This is a genomic window from Paraflavitalea speifideaquila (assembly GCF_032395985.1).
Lineage (GTDB): Bacteria > Bacteroidota > Bacteroidia > Chitinophagales > Chitinophagaceae > Paraflavitalea > Paraflavitalea speifideaquila.
The window spans coordinates 5,311,311-5,326,410 of the sequence record NZ_CP135920.1 but is presented as its reverse complement, the minus strand read 5'-3'; the positions used below and the strand labels follow the sequence as shown (position 1 = coordinate 5,326,410).

At 43.7% G+C, this 15,100-nt stretch carries 16 protein-coding genes and 2 pseudogenes; 15 read left to right on the top strand and 3 right to left on the bottom strand.

The genetic code is table 11. The features are described from left to right. Positions 1-106: 106 nt before the first annotated feature. The 10 genes and pseudogenes from RS881_RS36705 to RS881_RS36660 all read left to right on the top strand — a co-directional run bounded on the left by RS881_RS36705 (position 107) and on the right by RS881_RS36660 (position 6,558). Entirely contained in the window at positions 107-490 is a 384-nt protein-coding gene (locus RS881_RS36705) for a glycoside hydrolase family 20 zincin-like fold domain-containing protein (RefSeq protein ID WP_315815309.1), read from the top strand. After that, positions 475-1,436 (top strand): annotated as a pseudogene (locus RS881_RS36700) (beta-N-acetylhexosaminidase); the annotation flags it as partial. The gene RS881_RS36705 and the pseudogene RS881_RS36700, both read left to right, overlap by 16 nt. Then, a complete protein-coding gene (locus tag RS881_RS36695) occupies positions 1,422-2,282 on the top strand; it encodes a discoidin domain-containing protein (protein WP_350340282.1) in 861 nt (286 codons plus the stop codon). The pseudogene RS881_RS36700 and the gene RS881_RS36695, both read left to right, overlap by 15 nt. A gap of 164 nt (positions 2,283-2,446) precedes the next feature. After that, positions 2,447-3,241 carry a GntT/GntP/DsdX family permease gene (locus RS881_RS36690; protein WP_315815306.1) on the top strand — a complete coding sequence of 265 codons (795 nt, stop codon included), beginning with the start codon at positions 2,447-2,449 and terminating at the stop codon, positions 3,239-3,241. Beyond that, positions 3,148-3,762, top strand: coding sequence for a GntT/GntP/DsdX family permease (locus tag RS881_RS36685; protein WP_315824717.1), 615 nt, complete (start codon positions 3,148-3,150; stop codon positions 3,760-3,762). The genes RS881_RS36690 and RS881_RS36685 overlap by 94 nt, the downstream gene beginning before the upstream one ends. An 18-nt stretch (positions 3,763-3,780) precedes the next feature. Further along, complete coding sequence (locus tag RS881_RS36680; protein ID WP_315815305.1) at positions 3,781-4,251, top strand: RidA family protein; 471 nt, start codon at positions 3,781-3,783, stop codon at positions 4,249-4,251. A 119-nt stretch (positions 4,252-4,370) separates the two neighbouring features. Next, entirely contained in the window at positions 4,371-4,931 is a 561-nt protein-coding gene (locus tag RS881_RS36675; RefSeq protein WP_315815304.1) for an alanine racemase, read from the top strand. A gap of 29 nt (positions 4,932-4,960) precedes the next feature. After that, positions 4,961-5,383, top strand: a complete 423-nt coding sequence (locus tag RS881_RS36670; protein ID WP_315815303.1) for a type III PLP-dependent enzyme domain-containing protein — start codon at positions 4,961-4,963, stop codon at positions 5,381-5,383. A gap of 105 nt (positions 5,384-5,488) precedes the next feature. Continuing rightward, complete coding sequence (locus RS881_RS36665; protein WP_315815302.1) at positions 5,489-6,379, top strand: dipeptidase; 891 nt, start codon at positions 5,489-5,491, stop codon at positions 6,377-6,379. Next, the gene (locus RS881_RS36660) at positions 6,325-6,558 is read left to right on the top strand and encodes a membrane dipeptidase (protein ID WP_315815301.1); all 234 of its coding nucleotides are present in this window, start codon (positions 6,325-6,327) and stop codon (positions 6,556-6,558) included. The genes RS881_RS36665 and RS881_RS36660 overlap by 55 nt, the downstream gene beginning before the upstream one ends. A gap of 931 nt (positions 6,559-7,489) precedes the next feature. Here the strand turns inward: RS881_RS36660 and RS881_RS36655 are convergent. The 3 genes and pseudogenes from RS881_RS36655 to RS881_RS36645 form a co-directional block, all read right to left on the bottom strand. After that, positions 7,490-7,879: a group II intron maturase-specific domain-containing protein gene (locus tag RS881_RS36655; protein ID WP_315815300.1), complete on the bottom strand. Its 390-nt coding sequence runs from the start codon at positions 7,877-7,879 to the stop codon at positions 7,490-7,492. After that, a pseudogene (ltrA, locus tag RS881_RS36650) lies at positions 7,876-8,570 on the bottom strand (group II intron reverse transcriptase/maturase). Before ltrA ends, RS881_RS36655 begins: the two are co-directional and overlap by 4 nt. A 1,515-nt stretch (positions 8,571-10,085) precedes the next feature. Then, positions 10,086-10,400, bottom strand: coding sequence for a hypothetical protein (locus tag RS881_RS36645; RefSeq protein WP_315815299.1), 315 nt, complete (start codon positions 10,398-10,400; stop codon positions 10,086-10,088). A 1,169-nt stretch (positions 10,401-11,569) separates the two neighbouring features. On the opposite strand from RS881_RS36645, the gene RS881_RS60410 reads away from it, so the two are divergent. The 5 genes from RS881_RS60410 to RS881_RS61860 all read left to right on the top strand — a co-directional run bounded on the left by RS881_RS60410 (position 11,570) and on the right by RS881_RS61860 (position 14,644). Beyond that, positions 11,570-11,713: a hypothetical protein gene (locus RS881_RS60410; protein WP_350339989.1), complete on the top strand. Its 144-nt coding sequence runs from the start codon at positions 11,570-11,572 to the stop codon at positions 11,711-11,713. A 548-nt stretch (positions 11,714-12,261) separates the two neighbouring features. Then, positions 12,262-12,777: an RNA polymerase sigma-70 factor gene (locus RS881_RS36640; RefSeq protein ID WP_315815298.1), complete on the top strand. Its 516-nt coding sequence runs from the start codon at positions 12,262-12,264 to the stop codon at positions 12,775-12,777. Between the two features lie 844 nt (positions 12,778-13,621). Next, the gene (locus RS881_RS36635) at positions 13,622-14,206 is read left to right on the top strand and encodes a FecR family protein (protein WP_315815297.1); all 585 of its coding nucleotides are present in this window, start codon (positions 13,622-13,624) and stop codon (positions 14,204-14,206) included. Beyond that, positions 14,157-14,579 carry a FecR family protein gene (locus tag RS881_RS36630; RefSeq protein WP_315815296.1) on the top strand — a complete coding sequence of 141 codons (423 nt, stop codon included), beginning with the start codon at positions 14,157-14,159 and terminating at the stop codon, positions 14,577-14,579. Before RS881_RS36635 ends, RS881_RS36630 begins: the two co-directional genes overlap by 50 nt. Next, positions 14,546-14,644: a hypothetical protein gene (locus RS881_RS61860; RefSeq protein WP_425476399.1), complete on the top strand. Its 99-nt coding sequence runs from the start codon at positions 14,546-14,548 to the stop codon at positions 14,642-14,644. Before RS881_RS36630 ends, RS881_RS61860 begins: the two co-directional genes overlap by 34 nt. Positions 14,645-15,100 lie beyond the last annotated feature (456 nt).

The window sequence follows — 15,100 nt, the reverse complement described above, 5'->3', positions numbered from 1 at the left end:
CTGGCTAGTATTGTATTGTTTTTTTACTGACAGGCGCCGGGTTATTTGCCCAGGGCATTCAGGAAACGCCGCCGGCCATTATTCCCTGGCCGGTGGAAGTAAAAAAATGGATAGCTGTTTTGTTGTCGATACGGCTACGGCTATTTATTATAGCAATAGCGTACTTGAACCAGCCGCAGGGTTGCTTCAATTGTACCTGCAACAACAGCCTGGTGCAGGTACCGCGCCTGCCCTGGTAACTACAAGACCTGCCAGCAATTTGATTGTATTACAACTGGATACCATTGCCATACCCCAGGTGTCTGGTTATAATTTGCGTATAGAAAAGAGCCAGGTATCCATTACGGCGCACGATGTAGCCGGTATGGTACATGGCATTCAATCCCTGCGGCAGTTATGGCAAACAACCGTGGGTAAGGCTTTGATCATCCCGGGATATATCATTTATGATTATCCCGCTTTGGATACCGGAGTATGGCGCTTGACGTGAGTCGCTATATGTTTCCGGTATCCTTTATTAAGCAATACATCGACCTGCTGTCGCTGTATAAATTCAATACATTTCACTGGCACCTTACCGACGATCAGGGATGGCGCATCGAAATAAAACAATTCCCCAGGTTGCAATCGGTCAGCGCCTGGCGTAAGCAGACATTGATCGGACATAAGAAAGAAACACCCCACCGTTTCGATGGTCAGCGATACGGTGGGTATTATTCACAACAAGAAATAAAAGAGGTGGTACAATATGCCGCCCGGCGGGGCATTACCATCATTCCCGAAATTGAGATGCCGGGCCATGCCCTGGCTGCCCTCTCGGCTTATCCGGCATTGGGATGTACAGGCGGCCCCTATGAGACCGCTCCTTTTTGGGGCGTATTTGATGATGTGTTCTGTGCAGGCAATGACAGTACCTTTACTTTCCTGCAACAAGTACTGGATGAAGTAATGGGATTATTCCCTTCGCACTATATCCATATTGGGGGCGACGAATGCCCCAAGGCCAGGTGGAAAACCTGTGCCAAATGCCAGGCCCGCATGAAGGCCCAGGCATTGAAAGATGAACATGACCTCAATCTTATTTTATACAACGCATTGAAAAATATTTGAACAGCAAAGGGCGCGACATCATTGGCTGGGATGAGATACTGGAAGGCGGCCTGGCACCCAATGCCACGGTGATGAGTTGGCAGGGAGAAGAAGGCGGCATTGCCGCAGCCAGGCAAAAACATGCCGTGATCATGACACCGGAAAGCCATGTGTATTTTAATTATTACCAGTCACGCCATACAACCGAGCCGGTGGCTGCCGGCCATTATATTCCCTTAAGCAAAGTATACAGCTATCAACCTGCTGCCAGCTTACCCGATTCCTTTCAAACTTATATAGCCGGCGTGGAAGGTCAGGCCTGGAGTGAATACATGAACAATGAGCAATTGGCAGCCTATATGATCTTTCCCCGTGCATTGGCCCTGGCCGAACTGGCCTGGACACCGGCCAGCCTGCGCAACTATGACCATTTTTTACAACGCCTGCGGCAGCAAACGGCTTTGCTGGCGCAACAAGGCATCAACAGTGCTCCCAATTATGATGAAGTGATGGGTGCCGGTATACAGGCCCGGCGGGGCAGCGTAGAACTGTCACTGTACAGCAGCTATCCGGGCGTTGCTATTCGTTATACCACCGATAATAGTATACCTTCTTTGCAAAGCGCCTTGTATACTGCACCTGTGAGCATGAAAAGACCGGGTACCCTCAAGGCCCAGGCATTTGATGAAAAAGGGCGGCCATTGGGCCGGGTATATGAGCAAGCTGTAAGCGTGCATAAGGCCATTGGCGCTGCGGTTACTTTATCCCATACGCCCATGGCGCGGTGGAACCCTGGTATCAATACATTGGTGAATGGAATTGCCGGTACCCACCGGTACAATGATGCGCAATGGTTGGGCTTTGATGGCGATAACCTGGAGGCCGTGATAGATCTGGGTGCTGCCCAATCTATTCGTACCATTGGGATCAATTTTCTAAACTATCATTGGCAAAGGGTGTGGGCGCCGGTAGTATTGGAGGTGCTGATATCAGAAGATGGCGTACATTACAGCAAGGTATTTACACAAAAGAATTTTCCGGTCAACGGTATTAATACCGTGCGGGCCGTGATCAAACCGGTGAAAGCCAGGTATGTGAAAATAAACAGTATTAATAAAGGCGTACTTCCTGCCACAGAATATGGGGCAGGCAGCAGGGCCCTGCTGATGATCGATGAAATAGTGATTGATTGATATTTTTGTTGGAGAAGACACCTTTCGTTTGCAAGGCAGACAAAGGTGGGCCACCCTGCCGGGCTGCTGTGCCGGGCAGCAGGGTGACTCACCTTCGTTTTAAGAGGTGTCAGCTCTGAAGGGAAGAAGAAAATTTGAATTAACCGATAGTAAAAGCCCTTAGCATGTCATATATCATTGTACTGGTATGTATTGGTCTGTTGATCCTGCTCACCACCTGGGGCAAGTTCAATACTTTCCTGGCATTCCTGCTGGTGTCGGTACTGGCGGGCATCCTGTTACAGTTGCCTTTGGATAAGGTGATCGGTTCAGTACAAAAAGGCATGGGCGATACCCTGGGTTCATTGGTGATCATTATTATTTTCGGGGCGATGTTGGGCAAGATCGTGGCCGAAAGCGGCGCTGCCCGGCAAATAACGGCGGTACTTATGAAAGCGTTTGGCCCGCGTTATATGCAGTGGGCATTAATGGTTACCGGCTTTATCATTGGCATTCCCCTGTATTATGGCGTTGGATTTGTATTAATGGTACCCTTGATCTTTTCGGTGGTGTATGAATATAAGCTGCCCGCTATTTATGTGGGTTTACCCATGTTGGCTGCTTTATCCGTTACCCACGGTTTTCTGCCCCCGCATCCCTCACCCGTTGCCCTCGTAGGGCAACTGCATGCCAATATGGGGCTTACCCTATTGTATGGTTTGGTAGTAGCCATTCCTGCTATTATCATTGCAGGCCCTGTGTTTGCACAGTTTCTGAAAAAGGTACACTCCGAACCCTTACAAACATTCAGGCCTAAAGACATTGCAACGGCCAAACTGCCGGGAACCGCCAATAGCTTTATGAGTTCCCTGCTGCCCGTGTTTTTATTGATGGTCACTACGGCATTGCCTTACTGCTTTCCGCAGGCTTCTTCCCAGGCCAAAGCCGTACTGTCTTTGCAGGCGATCCCGCCGTGGTGATGCTGATAGCCATATTGGTGGCCACCTTTACATTGGGCACTGGTACCGGCCTCTCCATAAAGGCCGTGATGGATATGTATACCGATGCCGTAAAAGATATTGCTATGATCCTGCTCATTATAGCAGGGGCTGGCGCCTTGAAACAAGTATTGTCTGATAGTGGCGTCAGCAATGAAATTGCCATTGCTTTACAATCCTGGCCTTTACATCCACTCGTATTGGGATGGCTCATGGCTGCCATCATCAGGGTTTGCGTAGGGTCGGCCACTGTGGCCGGACTCACCACCGCTGGTATCATTGGGCCCCTGGTGGCCCAATCGGCCGTTAACCCCAACCTGATGGTATTATCCGTAGGGGCGGGCAGCCTTATGTTTTCCCATGTGAATGATTCGGGGTTCTGGCTGTTTAAAGAATACTTTAACCTCAGCATCAAAGACACACTCAAAACCTGGTCGGTCATGGAAACCATTGTTTCTATCGTCGGGCTAATAGGTGTACTGATATTAAGTTTATGGATCTAAAAACTCACCATGAAGGATATGACACTTAAAAGCGCAGAAGAGCAGTTTGTACAGTTAGGGTTAAGCTTACCTCCGGCACCCACACCATTAGGTGTTTACAAACCTTATTTAATTGATGGGAAGTACCTGTATATTTCAGGCCATGGCCCGGTGCTCAATAACAAGAGCCTGATTACCGGGCGTATTGGTAAAGACCTCGATATAGAGCAGGGTAAGATGGCCGCCCGCCAGGTGGGCCTCACCATCCTCTCTACTATCCGTACCCATGTAGGCGACCTGGATATGGTAAAGCGGGTGATCAAAATATTGGGCATGGTGAACTGTACCCCCGATTTTGAGCGCCACCCCTATGTGATCAATGGTTGTAGCGAATTGTTTGCAGCCATCTGGGGCGAAGAGTATGGTATAGGCGTACGCAGTGCAGTAGGATTTGGCTCCCTGCCCGATAATATTCCGGTGGAAATAGAAGCCATGTTTGAGTTACATTAAATTGAACAATATATGATGGGTAATAAACCTGTAGATTGGTATACCATCAACAATATTGCGGAGATTGATTCCCCGCATTGGTGCTGTATTATGACAGGATAAAGGAGAATATACGTTTATTGAAACAGCTGTCGGGCAATGTATCCTTGTTGCGCCCGCATGTCAAGACCAATAAGATAGCAGAAGTATGCCAGTTGATGTTGGATGAAGGGATCACCAAATTCAAATGTGCTACCATTGCCGAAGCAGAGATGTTGGCACTGATAAAGGCCCCCGATGTATTGCTGGCCTACCAGCCCATTGGTCCTAAGATGCAAAGGCTGGTGAACCTGGTGAAAGCTTATCCCACCACCCGCTTTTCCTGTTTGCTGGATAATCCCGGTGTGGCGGCTGATCTATCTGCTGTGGCTGTAAAGAATGGCATTACGCTGGATGTATACATTGACCTCAATATAGGAATGAACCGCACCGGTATCCTGCCGGGTGACGAAGTCCTGGCCCTGTATACACAGGCGCTTGCTTTGCCTGGTTTGCGCCTGCTGGGCTTACATGCTTATGATGGCCAGATCAAAGAAACAGATGTCATAAAAAGAAAGCAGCAAAGCGATGAAGGTTTTGCCAAAGTGCAGGCCCTGGCCGGCAGGGTACGGTTGCAGTTGGGCGTTACCCCATCATTATAGCTGGTGGATCACCCACATTTCCTATCCATGTGCACCGGGCAGGAGTGGAATGCAGTCCGGGTACCTTTGTATTTTGGGACAGGGGCTATAAACTGCAGATGCCGGAAATGGCATTCGATTATGCAGCCCTGGTCATAACCCGGGTGATCTCCGTTATCGACGCCCAAACTATTTGTGTAGACCTGGGCCATAAATCGGTTGCAGCCGAAAGCCCTTTTCCAAGAGTTTATTTTGTGAATGCACCCGATGCTACTCCCATCGGGCAAAGCGAAGAGCACCTGGTATTGAAAGTGCCCGATGCTGCTGCCTATACCATTGGTGATGTGTTGTATGGCGTGCCCATGCATATTTGCCCCACCGTGGCCTTGTACGAAAGGGCCCTGGTGGTCAAGGATCACCTGGCAGTGGAAGAATGGAAAGTTGTAGCCCGCGATAGAAAGATCAATATTTAACTAAAAGGTGGGTCGCCCTGTAGCCCCACTTTTGCAGCAAAGTCCCGCCGTATTGCGGGGCGGCTTATTTTATTTAGAATACAAAAGAATAATCTGTACAAGCGTATGTTTACGATCGATGCCCACCTGGACCTTAGCATGAATGCCATGGAATGGAACCGCGACCTGCGGCAACCGGTTATGGCCATTCGGGAAAGGGAGAAAGGTTTGGAAGATAAGCCCGACCGGGCAAAAGGAACCGTGGCCCTGCCCGAATTGAGGCAGGGGAATATTGGATTGGTCGTAGCTACCCAGATAGCCCGTTATGTAGGGCCAGGTAATCCCTTGCCTGGCTGGCATTCGCCCGAACAGGCCTGGGCGCAAACACAGGCCCAACTGGCCTGGTACAAGGCCATGGAAGCAGCAGGGGAGATGGTGATGATCAAAGATGCCGCCGCATTGGAGCAACACCTGAACTTGTGGATGGATGAAACTCCCAATCATACCAAGCCAGTGGGTTATATCCTAAGCCTGGAAGGCGCCGACTCATTGGTAACTCCCCATTACCTGGAAACCGCTTACCAGTATGGTTTGCGTGCTGTAGGGCCTGCCCACTATGGGCCGGGCAGGTATGCCAATGGTACTGATGCTACGGGCCACCTCAATGAGCAGGGAAAGGAATTGCTTAAAGAAATGGAACGGCTCAATATCATCCTGGATGCTACCCACCTGTGTGACGATGCATTTTGGGATGCAATGGACTTGTTCCAAGGCCCCGTATGGGCCAGCCACAACAATTGCCGCACACTGGTGAACCACAACCGGCAATTCAGTGATGATATGATTAAGGTATTGATTGAAAGAGGGGCCGTGATTGGTGGCGCCCTGGATGCCTGGATGATGGTGCCCAATTGGGTGCGACAACAATCTACCCCGAAGGCATGCAATGCAACCTGGAGAAAATGGTGGACCACCTGGATCATATTTGCCAATTGGCTGGTAATACCCTGCATGTAGGTATGGGTACCGATCTGGATGGGGCCTTTGGCAAGGAACAAAGTCCTTATGACCTGGAAACCATTGCCGACCTGCAAAAGATACCGGCCTTGTTGTCCAAACGGGGTTATTCAACCGCTGATATAGAAAATATTATGCATGGCAACTGGCTGAGATTTTTGCGTAAAGCCTGGGGATAGGAGCGGGCTGCCTATGTTTGCATAAACCGGCATGTGTAAACGCCTCATTCAAACAAACTTTTACCTATAACTGTAAATAAAGTGAAGCAGGCTTATTGGTGGGCAAAACATTCAGCAGCCACTTTGTAGCTTTAGGGTGGGTCGCCCTCTCAGGGCGGCATACCCTGATGGGACTTCAATAAATGACAGGGGTGGATAAATGCCGAAGAGGCTGTCTTATTAATATTAATTCCTCATCAGTATATACTAATACCCTCCGGTTCATTATATCCCTGCACTGCTGCAATGGGATCATAGGCCTTGTCATTAGATCATCATTAGATTTTTCCGAATTTGCCGTCTTTGATTTGGAAATTGTTTTCATCCGATTTGCTAATTTATAATTTGCAAAATGTTGATTAATCAATATACAGTTAACTGATTCATACAATAGGAATCTACCTATATGTACTATTACTACCAACTATACCTTCGGGAAAAATGGGCGTAACTGTTTGCGTTTTGATCGGGGATTGATTGGGGTTGATTGAAAAAAATAAAATTAGTAGGGGAACGATAAGCTCTGCTTTCCGGTTTACCGTTAAACGGAACCGGATGGATTCAATATGTTCATGCTCCTTAGCGAGAAACACTAATTTTCATGGAGCCCTTTTACTTTTAATTGTATGACGAAACGATAATTGAAGGGTAGCTTTTATAGAAGCTGGAATTAATCAAACAAAATGGTAAAAGTTTCTTTTACGGTAACATTCTGGTTATCGCTTAATGTTTGCTCAGGCTGATTTACGGCATTATTTTCTACAAAGTCTTTTTGATGTAATGGCAACATGTCGTTGTCGGTGATAACAGTCGAGTAAGCAAGGGAGTTTCACCCCAAACTTCTCACAGGACCGTGCTTGAGCCTCTCAACTCACACGGCTCTTGTTATCCATCATGCTTTTACTCCCAACCGACAATGGTAGAACATATCTGGATTAGCAGCCTGTATGTTACGATATTTCTCATACAGCCATACTTTCCCTTTTATCTTGTAGGTGTTCTTAACCCACTGACGAATTAATTCATTGAGATAATAAAACACATCGAGTCCTATTATCCTGTTGAACTTGGTGTAGTAGTTCATCCATCCTCTTATTTTGGGATTCAATACATCGGCAAACCACTCCAGCGACTTATCACTCCATCTTGTCTTCAGGATTTCTTTCAGCACTTTGCGGATATTTGTCTTTGCCATCTGACTGATAGCAGGACTAAACACCACAAGCCTGTTCTTTCTGCCAAACTTATCTTTGATTGTTCTGGGCTGGAAGCTGTAACTCAAAAGGTAAAGCTGTTGTTATCATGCTTATCATTGCGTTGATAATTCTTGCAATACACAATCTTCGTTTTATCGGGGTGCAGCTCTAACTCAAACTGCTGCATCCTTACTTTTAGTTTTTCCAGTAACTGTTCGGCTTCTTCCTTGCTGCTGCAATGGATAACTATATCATCCGCATATCTTTCGAAGGGATTCTGCAGATTCATTTCATTCATCCATTTGTCAAAAGCTTGATGCAGATAAATGTTAGCAAATAGCGGGCTGGCTACACCACCTTGCGGTGTGCCTTTTGTCCTTGCTTTAATGCTTCCATCTTCTTGTTCCACTCCTGCTTTCAACCAACGTTCTGCATACAGCATCACCCATTTCTCCTGTGTGTGCTGTTGCAACAGTTGCAGCATGATGTCATGACTGATGTTGTCAAAGAACCCTTTATATCTACATCAACCACCCATGCATATTTGATACAGTTGTCCTGGCATTGTTTTATTGCATCGTGTGCACTTCTGCCTGGTCTGTATTCAAAAGAACTTGGATGAAAGACTTTTTCCAATTCGGGTTTTAAATAATCCTTTACTACACCTTGTGCAATGCGATCGCTGACTGTTGGTATGCCCAATGGCCTTTTACCGCCTTGCTTCTTGGGAATAAACACCGTTCGCACCGGTGGTGGAAAATAACTCCCTGATGTCATGCGATTCCAAAGCTTGTACAGGTTATCAGACAGCTTTTCGTTGAACTGTTCAATGCTCTGTCTATCTATCCCTGCACTTCCATCCTTTGCAATAACTTTCAGATAGCTGTTATACACCATCCGTTTACTAATAGGCAATGACTTTGTCATTTTCTTTTACAATCCTCCCATTTTAATGGTTGTGATAAAATACTGTGACTGGATAACCGAAGCCCTTCGCTCCATTCCCATTACAAGAACTTCTTCACTACTATGGCTTCGTCCGACGCTTCTTGTTGCATTTCCCGTTTGTAACGAAATTGAGTTGCAGTATGAACTGTAGAACATTTGTTGAACAGTCTCCATTACAGATTCCTGCAAAGCTTTTGGCACATCAACAAGGAAGCCTCTCACGTTCTGAATAAAAGCCTGTGTAAAGCTCCTGCCGCCTTAATGCCGGTCAGCCTGTAACCAGTAAGCAGCTATCCGTTACAGTTTGTAGCCTCAGTCGTGGAAACTTTGGCTTTTGCATGACAAGGAGCCGTTTCGACACTTCATGAGCGGTTCAGTGAAATTCAGCTTCTTTACACGTACCTGATTTCGATATATCGAAGTCTTTACCTGAACGTTCAGCACCACAACTTTTGATTGCAGCACCTTCAGGTGGTTTGCATACTCTGTCTGCACAGCGTACGCGGTAGGTCTACTACCATCTTTTATTCAGCATTCAAAGAACTTATCCTGAACTTTGATTCGTGACACACCCGACAACGGCTTAAATCTTCTTTTAAGCCTGAAATAAATTCGCAAGCTGTTTGCATTTAAGTTAATATTCAAAAAGGACAGGCAGGTGAATCTTCCAGGCATCTTAAAATCTAAAAAGAAACAAAACTGATTGTTGGCTACCATGTAAATGCCGGACTGCTTCGCAAGCCATATAATATACATTTATTTGAATTGTTGAAATAAAAGCGCCTACCTTTGCTATTCAACAGTAAACAACATTCCTTATTAACCGGAATGATTTCCGCAACCCTCTCGTCTTTAGAAATCCCAGGTAATAAAAATCTATAACTGCTTGCCTTCACCAGGTAGTTAACAGTATCCGGCTATGGAAACCCCGGCCTGATCATGATACCCTCTGGAATAAATTGCGTAATGGTGGCTCTTTACCGTTGTTTTATTTCCATCACCTATTAAACAATAATATATGACTGAAACAAAAAGCGTAAAAGGGATTGTGCATAGTGCTGATTCCGGCAAGCCTTTGAATAGTGTTATTGTCATGATTACGGGTAGATCTTATGAATACCCGGATATAGCTTCCCAGTCTGATGAACAGGGCGTATTTTTTTGCCGGAGATAAAAATACCCGGTACCTATAATTTGTTAATACGGTACGGTGAACAGTCAAAAAAAATCGAGGTGCATCTTAACAGGGATAGCATCATAAGCAATATCTTTTGACCGCTAAATAATGCCGAGACCTGGCCGGCATTTTTGTAACATGTCATTTCAGCTTTGTTCACAGTGAAATTAAGGCCGTTTGAGTTCAAACAGTTTCCCAAACAGTTTTTCAGTAGCTATTACTTGTAGGGTACCATTAGAAGATAACACTATATTCTTTAATGAATAAAGCCCCGGTCGGCAACGGTTGGGTACCGTTAAACCTTCAATAGTTGCCTCTGTCGGCAAACAGCCCCCATCCCCGGCATTAACCTTTTCAATGATCTCAATAGTTTCCATCGGGCAGAAATAGAGAACCATTTTACCATAGGAACAATTCTCCAGTCGCACCGGTGAAATATTGGCCATCACTGTTTCACCATTAGTTAATCTTTCTTTATGCATCCGTTGATGCAACACATGGGTCTGTGAATAATAAGAGACTTCTACCGGCGTGGTCTTTTCAGACCCTGCGGATTTGCCCTTTGCCCCAAAGAGATTCCCGAAAAGGGGGTGTGTTCTTTTTCATGACGTTTAATTTTTAGATGAGAAATAAAATCTGCCATGATCGTTTGGTACTAATTTAATAAACTTTGCATACGGCTTTTGTGATCCAGGTATCAGATCAGAGAAGATAAATCCTGCTTTTGATTACTACGTTAGCTGAGTGATTAGTGGTTGGGCTTCTAACATTCTGACCAAAGTTACGTCAAACTTTGAAAATGGACTTCATCTTCGATGACTTGTTCGTATCTGTTTCAGCTTGCCTTTTAATCATAAAAATATTCAAAGATGGCACAACACTGATTTTAGAAAATATTTTCGTATTGATCGGATAATTCAGCGAGTTCATCGGTGATATAAAAAATATGTAGGAGATTCCTTAGTGTAAACCGCTACACATTTGAGCCAAGAATTATAAGAATTAAATGCGAATTTAAACAACAAGACTTTGAGCTTATAAAAAGATCGTTTCTTTTATGGTGTCTGCTTTGTGAACCCTGATGATCCAACCAACCGTTTCCTGGCAAGCGCCTGATTTGAGCATTGGTTACTTTCGAAGCTACTGGACATTTATTTATTTTTAGCTAAGTCATTTTTATAATATAGGCACGTTTCGCTGTCTCCTTGAAAGTCATTTTCTATTTTAATCAATAATAGCAAGTTCATCCATGCTGGAACAATGGCGGCCATTATATGAAATGCTGATAAATGAAATCGAAACCTGTACTTGCAGGGAACATTCGGTACTCAGTGTATAGAGTGTTGCTTTCAGATCAGTGAACAAACCTGGCTTCGGCTTCAGAAAAATATCGAAAACTATGCCTTTGGAAATGAAACAGAAGAAATTGAGTTCTTTAAAAATATCAAACCCCAATTTACAGCCCAGGTAGAGTACTATACCCTTTTGTATAGGGCAGAGCTTTTGCTCCTTCCCAAAAAGATGAATTGCTGCAATACTGGAACCGCGAAATCATTCTTTGCATGAATTTCTTTTCCAAATACGAAGAATTTTATCTGTACTATTAGCAGGGAGCATCAGAAAGTGACCAGCAATATTTTTACGTGCCAATATGAACCCGGATAATTTTCCCATGATTAAGGCGTATGATGAAAAACCGGAAACAGTTACTTCACATGACCGCCTCCTGGCCTCCATTCTGGCCAGGGAAAGATATGTGCAGTATATACGGGAGAAGCTTAAGGAAATCGGGTGAAGGGCATGATTAGGACATTGTTATTTATTTAATAAGTGTTATTACCATTGACTTTCCCGTTCAAGATATTCATGTGTATTAACCTCTTGCCATATCTCGGAGCCCCCATCCATCAAACTAAAATTAACATTTTACACTTTAAGCATTACTGGCAGCGGCATTTGCCACCAACTACTACAACGATTTTGTTTTTCTTTTAAAAGAAACTATTTTAGCAACAGGCTTATGAGATTTCCGTGGTAAAATTATTAAACCAGGCCGTCAGAGACAATGTTTTGCATATACTGCACTTCCCTTAAAAATCCGGCTTTTTTTTGCTAAATTTATAATGCATCAACTTTGCTTATTTTACAGCTCCTTATCATTTCACTTCTCCTATCACCTAATCATATCCACTAACACAGAATACCTTCCTGGAATTTAGCCTGAAAATTGCATCGAAAATGCAGGCTTCGTTTGTTTATCACCGTTTTACCTGACGAAATGAAAATTCTTTCCGATGATATTATTCTAAGATTTAAAAAGGCGATACCGCCGCCTTTAACAATTTGTTTAAACATTTCTATCCCGAACTCTATTATTTCGCCCGTAAGCTGACGGGCAGTAAAGAACAGGCAGAAGATATCGTCATTGATGTTTTCACGAAGTTGTTTGAACGCCATGAGTTATTTGACACCTATGCCAACATCAAAGCATTTCTCTACATATCTACACGCAACTCTTCTCTCAATTATCTGAAACATATTGCTTGGCAGAAAAAATGGCAAAAAGAATTTGCTGAAATAATACAAGAAGATGAGGGATTGCGCTTCTACTATGAAATTGAATCCGATTTACTGGAAGCTGTTCATAAAGCAATAGATGAGCTTCCCGATACATGCCGGAGAATTTTCAAAATGCTGTATTTCGAAGACCTGAAACCCGCTGAAATTGCAAAACTCCTGAATATTTCTGTAGATACAGTGTATAGTCAGAAACGGAGAGCACTTCAAATTTTGCAATTAATGTTGAGCGATAGCTATTTTGTCATTTTTCTTATCCTATGCTGTACTATTTCGATATGAATGCATCTTGATTCTGTTTTTGACCAACCCGACGCCATCAGATTGCAAGATTTACTTCATCCAAAGATGATTTAATTTACTCTTCATGTCAATATGTAACCTGATGCTAAGCATTTAGATTATTGACGAATAGAAATATCACGAACATGCTGCTAATTTGTTGCTTACCTGCTGCTATAAATTGCATTTTTGATTAACCTGGTGCTATTGGGTATCAATCAAAATCTAATAACCTCTTGCTTGGTGTATAAGGATTTCAAAATCGAGAATACCATATGTAGTATCCGGTTCCTGATAAATTAGCATCGGGTTCCATTTTTGACATCTGTCATTTATAGCTTTTGGTGCGACGCTTTTTATAGCTATCAATGCGACATAATAGGCCACACAAATCATTGACTATTATAATTCATAGATTAATTAACCCGTCGCATCAAAAGGTATATAAATAGTCGCACTATAAATTATAAAATGACAACATCAGAAGAAAAACTTTTATAATCTAAGGCTAACTTTTTGCAGATTTTGCCCTACACGTTTGTTTTCATTAAAAGAGCATTTCCAATTCTTATACAAAAGCAATTGAAAATAATATCGAAAAAAATTGGGCGACTGGTTTTCAAATATATCCGCAAGGAATTAACCTTTGATGAAGCCAATGACCTTAATGAGTGGCTTAATGAATCGGCGCTTAACAGGAAATTTTTTGAACAATCAGTTAATTCTGAGCAGCTCATTGAAAAATTAAAGTCCGGGAGAAAGCACGGAAAGAAATGGGCATAAAAAAGCATGGGAAAAACTGACACTTAGAAATCCGGAGTTTAAAACGTCGAAGGTGGTATCTATGCGAAACATATGGCGCAGGTATGCAGCCGTTGCGGCGGTCTTGTTGCTGGTTGCCGGTTACTGGTTGCTTGTGCTTGAAAAACGGGATTCCGGTAGCGCCAGGGATGGAGGTCAGAAGTCTGAAATTGTTACAAACGATGTAAAAGCGCCTGAAACAAACAGAGCTACGATCACACTCGCTGATGGTAAAACGGTTTATCTCGATTCAGTTGGCAACGGGCTGATGGCAGTTCAGGGAAATGTAAAGTTGCTGAAGCTGGCGGATGGAAAAATATTATATAGTCGGGAATCAGGAGTCGGGAGTCGGGAATTAAAGTATAATACTCTTACTAATCCAAAAGGAAGTAAAGTGATAGACATGACACTCCCTGATGGCTCAAAAGTTTGGTTGAATGCCGGATCGTCGGTGACATATCCTGTTGCTTTTGTTGGAAAGGAACGTAAAGTGTCAATCACAGGTGAGGCATATTTTGAAGCCTCCCCAGCCCCTCCGAAGGAGGGGGAAACGACCCTTCATTGTAAGCAAAGACGATATGAGTGTGACAGTACTTGGAACAAAATTCAACGTAAATGCTTACGATGATGAACCTGAAATTAAGGTAACACTGCTTGAAGGAAGTGTAAGAGTGACCCTTCGACAAGCTCAGGGTGACAAAGAAGCCGGTGGTATTAAATCAGAAGTATTGCTTAAGCCTGGTGAACAAGCAGGGGTGAAAGTCTCCACTAACGTGGGAGGTCGGGAGGGGGCTTCACCACTCACTATTCACCATTCACCAGATATTGAGCAGGTAATGGCCTGGAAGAACGGTTACTTTCATTTTAACCGTGATGATCTGGAAACTGTGATGCGCCAGATTGCAAGGTGGTATGATGTGGAGATAGTTTATGAAGGCAAAATTCCTCAACGCTTTTTGGCGGCGAAATCCATCGCAACACCACAGCTTCGCAAGTATTAACCATATTGGAAAGATACAATATACGATTCAGGATAGAAGGGAAAAAGATTATTGTGATGCCGTGATTGGAATTAATAAAATTAGTTCTGAAGAACTACAATGAAAAAGGATTTACTCTAAGTTCTTGCAAATACACTTTTTAATAAGCTAAGCAGTTATTGGTTGAAGTATAGCCATGTTTTTAGAGTCAATTTCATCCTTAAAAACTGGATGAAGTGAGTTGAATTTTTCCGGTAATAGTTTTAACTCTTTTCTCATGTGACTATGCTAAGCTTAAGCTATTGGAAAACACCAGGCTTTACCGGAGAAGGAATGATGGTATTAGTACCCTTTTGTAAACCCGTTCCATTCCATGCCAATGTGACACAACAGGTGGTATGGCATGGAAAATATTACAAGCAGCAAAGCCTTATCATTTAAGAAATACAGAGAATTTCTTGATAAGGGGTTATAGCCTTCCTTGAAAATTCTGTTGCTGCCTTATGAGAAAAAACAGATTGGAATGATTAGTTAACTTGGTT

What these genes read in the sequence shown, in the direction of transcription:
- RS881_RS36665 (WP_315815302.1), top strand. Translation starts at nt 5,489, where the DNA reads ATGTTTACGATCGATGCCCACCTGGACCTTAGCATGAATGCCATGGAA.
- RS881_RS36695 (WP_350340282.1), top strand. Translation starts at nt 1,422, where the DNA reads ATGAACAATGAGCAATTGGCAGCCTATATGATCTTTCCCCGTGCATTG.
- RS881_RS36705 (WP_315815309.1), top strand. Translation starts at nt 107, where the DNA reads ATGGATAGCTGTTTTGTTGTCGATACGGCTACGGCTATTTATTATAGC.
- RS881_RS36645 (WP_315815299.1), bottom strand. Translation starts at nt 10,400, where the DNA reads ATGCATAAAGAAAGATTAACTAATGGTGAAACAGTGATGGCCAATATT.
- RS881_RS36630 (WP_315815296.1), top strand. Translation starts at nt 14,157, where the DNA reads ATGAGTGTGACAGTACTTGGAACAAAATTCAACGTAAATGCTTACGAT.
- RS881_RS36635 (WP_315815297.1), top strand. Translation starts at nt 13,622, where the DNA reads ATGCGAAACATATGGCGCAGGTATGCAGCCGTTGCGGCGGTCTTGTTG.
- RS881_RS36660 (WP_315815301.1), top strand. Translation starts at nt 6,325, where the DNA reads ATGGTGGACCACCTGGATCATATTTGCCAATTGGCTGGTAATACCCTG.
- RS881_RS36690 (WP_315815306.1), top strand. Translation starts at nt 2,447, where the DNA reads ATGTCATATATCATTGTACTGGTATGTATTGGTCTGTTGATCCTGCTC.
- RS881_RS36680 (WP_315815305.1), top strand. Translation starts at nt 3,781, where the DNA reads ATGACACTTAAAAGCGCAGAAGAGCAGTTTGTACAGTTAGGGTTAAGC.
- RS881_RS60410 (WP_350339989.1), top strand. Translation starts at nt 11,570, where the DNA reads ATGAACCCGGATAATTTTCCCATGATTAAGGCGTATGATGAAAAACCG.